This is a genomic window from Cytophagia bacterium CHB2 (assembly GCA_030263535.1).
Classification (GTDB): Bacteria; Zhuqueibacterota; Zhuqueibacteria; order Zhuqueibacterales; family Zhuqueibacteraceae; genus Coneutiohabitans.
The window spans coordinates 1-4,127 of sequence record SZPB01000469.1 but is presented as its reverse complement, the minus strand read 5'-3'; the positions used below and the strand labels follow the sequence as shown (position 1 = coordinate 4,127).

Sequence of the window (4,127 nt, the reverse complement as noted above, 5' to 3'; positions counted from 1 at the left end):
ATGTCAAAACCATTTGAGGCAAAACGATTGAATGGTTTTGCCCATAATAGTCTTGTCTAAATTTTTTCCAAGCGCCGCCCGAAGGGCTTCTGATTTCAGTATGCCTGAAAACCCGGCGCGGGCTTTAATCTCAGAAAAAACCATTGACTTTTTGGCATTTGACGCTTATTTTCGCAACACTTTGACCGTGCTCAGGATTTGAGACGTGTGGTGAGTTGGGTTTCGGGCTTTGACCCGCTGATAAAGTACGTCAGTCGCGCCGGACAATTGCAGGCGCGACGGTCTCCAATCATCATGAAAATGATCAAGATACATTGGCAAGCTGGACGCTGGTATACATTTTCATTATCCGGATTACAAGACGAAGACGCTATCAGAAGCTTGACGCTAGCAACAACTCCTTTCTCACCGCAAGATTTTCTCCAATCTTGACCCGCAAATTTTTTCACAGATGAATCAATTTTGTCCTCCGGGCGGTTAGCTCAGTCTGGTTAGAGCGCTTGCTTGACATGCAAGAGGTCACAGGTTCAAGTCCCGTACCGCCCACTTTTTATTTTCTCATTTAACTTTTTCGTGGTTGCGCAGTGAACGAAAGCATTCGCATAGCATTTCCCGACGGTAAGGCCAAGCAATATCCGGCCGGGGTTCTTCCCAAAGACATCGTCAAAGAACTGAGCCGCTCGCTGGCGGAAAAGGCGCTGGTGGCCAAATTCAACGGCAAGGTGATCGATCTCAATCGGCCGTTGCGCGAGGACGGGACGCTGCAGTTTTTGACGTGGGATGATCCCGAAGGCCAGCAGGTTTATTGGCATTCCACCTCGCATATCATGGCGCATGCCATCAAGGCGTTGTTTCCGGAGGCGCAATTCGGGGTTGGGCCGCCGATTGAAAACGGTTTTTATTACGACGTTGATGTCGATACCAAATTATCCGGCGATGATCTTGGCCGCATCGAAGCCAAAATGCAGGAGGTGATTGCGGCCAATCAACCGTTTCAGCGCGAAGATCTCTCGAAAGAAGGCGCGGTTTCGCTGTTCGAGCAGCGCAGCGACAAATACAAGCTGGAATTGCTGCGTGATTTGGAAGACGATCGTCCCAGTGTGTATCACGAAGGCGATTTCGTCGATCTCTGCCGCGGCCCGCATGTGCCGGCCACCGGCGTGGTGAAGCATGTCAAGCTGCTCAATATTGCGGGCGCATATTGGCGTGGCAACGAGAAAAACAAGATGCTGCAGCGCATTTACGGCATCTCGTTTCCAAAAAAAGAAATGCTGCAGCAGCATTTGCAACTGCTCGAAGAAGCCAAGAAGCGCGATCATCGCAAGCTGGGCCACGACCTGGAAATTTTCCACATTACGCCCAGCGTCGGCGGCGGCCTGCCGCTGTGGCTGCCGAACGGCACCATCATCCGCGAGTCGCTCGAAGCTTTTCTGCGCCAGGAGCAGCGCGCGCGCGGCTATCTGCCGGTGATCACGCCGCACATCGCGAACTTGAACTTGTATCGCACCAGCGGGCATTACCCTTACTACAAGGACAGCCAGTTTCCTCCGCTCAAGCTGGACGACGAGGAATTCCTGCTGAAGCCGATGAACTGCCCGCATCACCATCTGATTTACATGGCCCGGCCGCGCAGCTATCGTGAGTTGCCCCTGCGGCTGGCGGAATTCGGTACGGTTTACCGCTACGAGCAGTCGGGCGAGTTGAACGGCCTCACCCGGGTGCGGGGCTTCACCCAGGACGATGCGCATATCTATTGCACGCAAGATCAAGTCCGCGACGAAATCCGCGCCACGGTGGAATTGACCCAGTTCGTGTTTCAAACCTTTGACATGAAAGTGCGCGTGCGTCTTTCGTTTCGTGATGAGAATGTCGAGAAATACGGCGGCGAAGCGCAGTTTTGGGAGCGGGCGCAGGCCGAGATCAAGGAAGTTGCCGACGAGATGGGGCTGGATTACTTCATCGGCCTGGGTGAAGCCTCCTTCTACGGCCCCAAAATCGACTTCATGATTCGCGACGCCCTGGGCCGTACCTGGCAGCTCGGCACGGTGCAGGTGGACTATGTGATGCCGGAGCGTTTTCAGCTCGAATACGTCGGCAGCGACAACAAGAAGCACCGGCCGGTGGTGATTCATCGCGCGCCTTTCGGCTCGATGGAACGCTTCATCGGCATTTTGATCGAGCATTTCGCCGGCGCCTTTCCGCTCTGGCTGGCGCCGCTGCAGGTGGTGGTCATGCCGATCACCGACAACCAGCTCGATTATGCGCGGCAGGTCGATCTACAATTGCGCGCGCAGGGCTTGCGCAGCCATCTTGATGACCGGCAGGAAAAGATCAATTACAAAATCCGCGAGGCGGAGACGAAAAAAACGCCGTACATGGTGATCGTCGGCGCCAAGGAGGCCGAGGCGCAGCAAATTGCCGTGCGCAAGCGCAAAGCCGGCGATCTTGGCGCGATGAGTATCGCCGCATTCGTGCGGCAGTTGCAGGATGAAATCGTCCAAAAGGTGCTGCTCTAGATCGCCTTTATGCGTTCGGGCATGGCCATAAACAATCATTCAATCTTGAACTTCTTAAAGGAGAATGCAAGCCACGTCACAGCAGAGAAAGTTTATCCGCATTAACCATCAGATTCGCGTGCCCAAAGTGCGGCTGATCGGAGCTGATGGCAGTCAAGTGGGGATCGTTTCGATTCAAGAAGCGCAGGCCGCCGCCGAGGCCGCCGGACTCGATCTCGTCGAAATCGCGCCGCAGGCTGAACCGCCGGTGTGCCGCGTGATGGACTTCGGCAAGTACAAGTACGAGCTGGGCAAAAAGGAAAAAGATAGCCGCAAAAAAGCCGCGGTGATTCATGTTAAAGAAGTGCGCTTCCGTCCGAAAATCGAAGAGCACGATTTTAACTTCAAATCCAAGCACGCGCGCGAATTTTTAGAAAAGGGCGACAAGGTGAAAGCCACCGTCACCTTCCGCGGCCGGGAAATGGTGCACCGGGAATTTGGTGAAGCGGTGATGAAACGCTTGACGGAATCGCTCGCCGATATTGCCAAAGTTGAACGGCAAGTACAAGAAGGAAGAAATTTAGTGGTATACTTCGTGAAGAAATAAAAGAGAGACAGCAATGCCAAAATTGAAAACCAATCGTTCCGCCGCGAAGCGGTTGCGCGTCACAGCCAGCGGCAAAATCAAGCGCAATCGCGCCGGCAAAAGCCACATTTTGACCAAAAAAGACCGCAAGCGCAAACGCCGCCTGCGTCAGGGCACGCTGGTGCATCCCTCGGACGCGCCGCGCATGGAAAGAATGCTGGGACGCGCGTGAGCCGCGGCAATGAGTCGGTTCAGCGCTTGAAAATTTAATGGAATTCTCCTGGCCGCGAAGCTAATCTTCGATTAGAAGTTTTTATCGGAATGCCAGGCTGTGAGTAAAACGACATAAACCTCAATCAAGGAAGTTGAAAAACTATGCCCCGCTCAAAATACGCTGTTCCTTCACATCGTCGTCGTCGCAAGCTGATGACAAAAACCAAAGGCCGTTGGGGCGGCAAGAAAAATTTGCTGCGCAGCGCGACGGAGACCTATGAGAAGGGTTTGACCTACGCCTACCGTGACCGCCGCGTCCGCCGCCGCAATTTCCGCCGGCTGTGGATCACACGCATCAACGCTGCCGCGCGTCTGGCCGGCATGTCTTATTCCACGTTCATGAACGGCTTGAAGAAAAAGCAAGTCGAAATCGACCGCAAAATGCTGGCCGATCTTGCCGTCAACGACCCGCAGGCGTTTCAAAATCTTGTTCAGCTTGCGCAAAACTAGGTGGGCGCCTTGTTAGACTTATTCGCCGAGCTTGATCAACTCGAAACACGTTTCACCGAAGCGCTGCGTGTGGCTTCCAATGAAAATGATTTGGAAGCGGTGCGCATCCGCTTTCTCGCGCGTAAAGGTGAGATCACCGAGTCTTTCAAAAAATTGGGACAGGTGGAGGGTGAATTGCGCCCGCGCCTGGGCCAGCGCTTGAATCAATTGCGCGAAGCGAGCGAAACGGCGTTTGCCGCGAAGAAAAATGAAATCAGCAAGCCGCGGGCCCAGGGCGCAACCGTTGATTTGACGCTGCCCGGCATCCCGCGGCGGTTGGGTTC

General features: G+C 54.2%; 5 protein-coding genes and 1 tRNA gene. All 6 read left to right on the top strand.

The window, feature by feature from the left end:
* Nucleotides 1-471: 471 nt before the first annotated feature.
* Nucleotides 472-546, top strand: a tRNA-Val gene (locus FBQ85_27380).
* A 38-nt stretch (nucleotides 547-584) separates the two neighbouring features.
* Complete coding sequence (gene thrS / locus FBQ85_27375) at nucleotides 585-2,516, top strand: threonine--tRNA ligase (GenBank protein MDL1878854.1); 1,932 nt, start codon at nucleotides 585-587, stop codon at nucleotides 2,514-2,516.
* Between the two features lie 64 nt (nucleotides 2,517-2,580).
* Entirely contained in the window at nucleotides 2,581-3,102 is a 522-nt protein-coding gene (locus tag FBQ85_27370) for a translation initiation factor IF-3 (GenBank protein ID MDL1878853.1), read from the top strand.
* Nucleotides 3,103-3,115: 13 nt separating this feature from the next.
* On the top strand, nucleotides 3,116-3,313 hold the full coding sequence (gene rpmI, locus FBQ85_27365) for a 50S ribosomal protein L35 (GenBank protein ID MDL1878852.1): 198 nt from the start codon (nucleotides 3,116-3,118) through the stop codon (nucleotides 3,311-3,313).
* A gap of 143 nt (nucleotides 3,314-3,456) precedes the next feature.
* Complete coding sequence (gene rplT, locus FBQ85_27360) at nucleotides 3,457-3,804, top strand: 50S ribosomal protein L20 (GenBank protein MDL1878851.1); 348 nt, start codon at nucleotides 3,457-3,459, stop codon at nucleotides 3,802-3,804.
* A partial coding sequence (locus FBQ85_27355; protein ID MDL1878850.1) for a hypothetical protein occupies nucleotides 3,805-4,127 on the top strand: 323 nt, incomplete at its 3' end. It abuts the gene before it with no gap.

Excerpts from the sequence above, each read along its gene's own strand:
- FBQ85_27370 (MDL1878853.1), top strand. The coding sequence starts at position 2,581 with ATGCAAGCCACGTCACAGCAGAGAAAGTTTATCCGCATTAACCATCAG.
- rpmI (MDL1878852.1), top strand. The coding sequence starts at position 3,116 with ATGCCAAAATTGAAAACCAATCGTTCCGCCGCGAAGCGGTTGCGCGTC.
- rplT (MDL1878851.1), top strand. The coding sequence starts at position 3,457 with ATGCCCCGCTCAAAATACGCTGTTCCTTCACATCGTCGTCGTCGCAAG.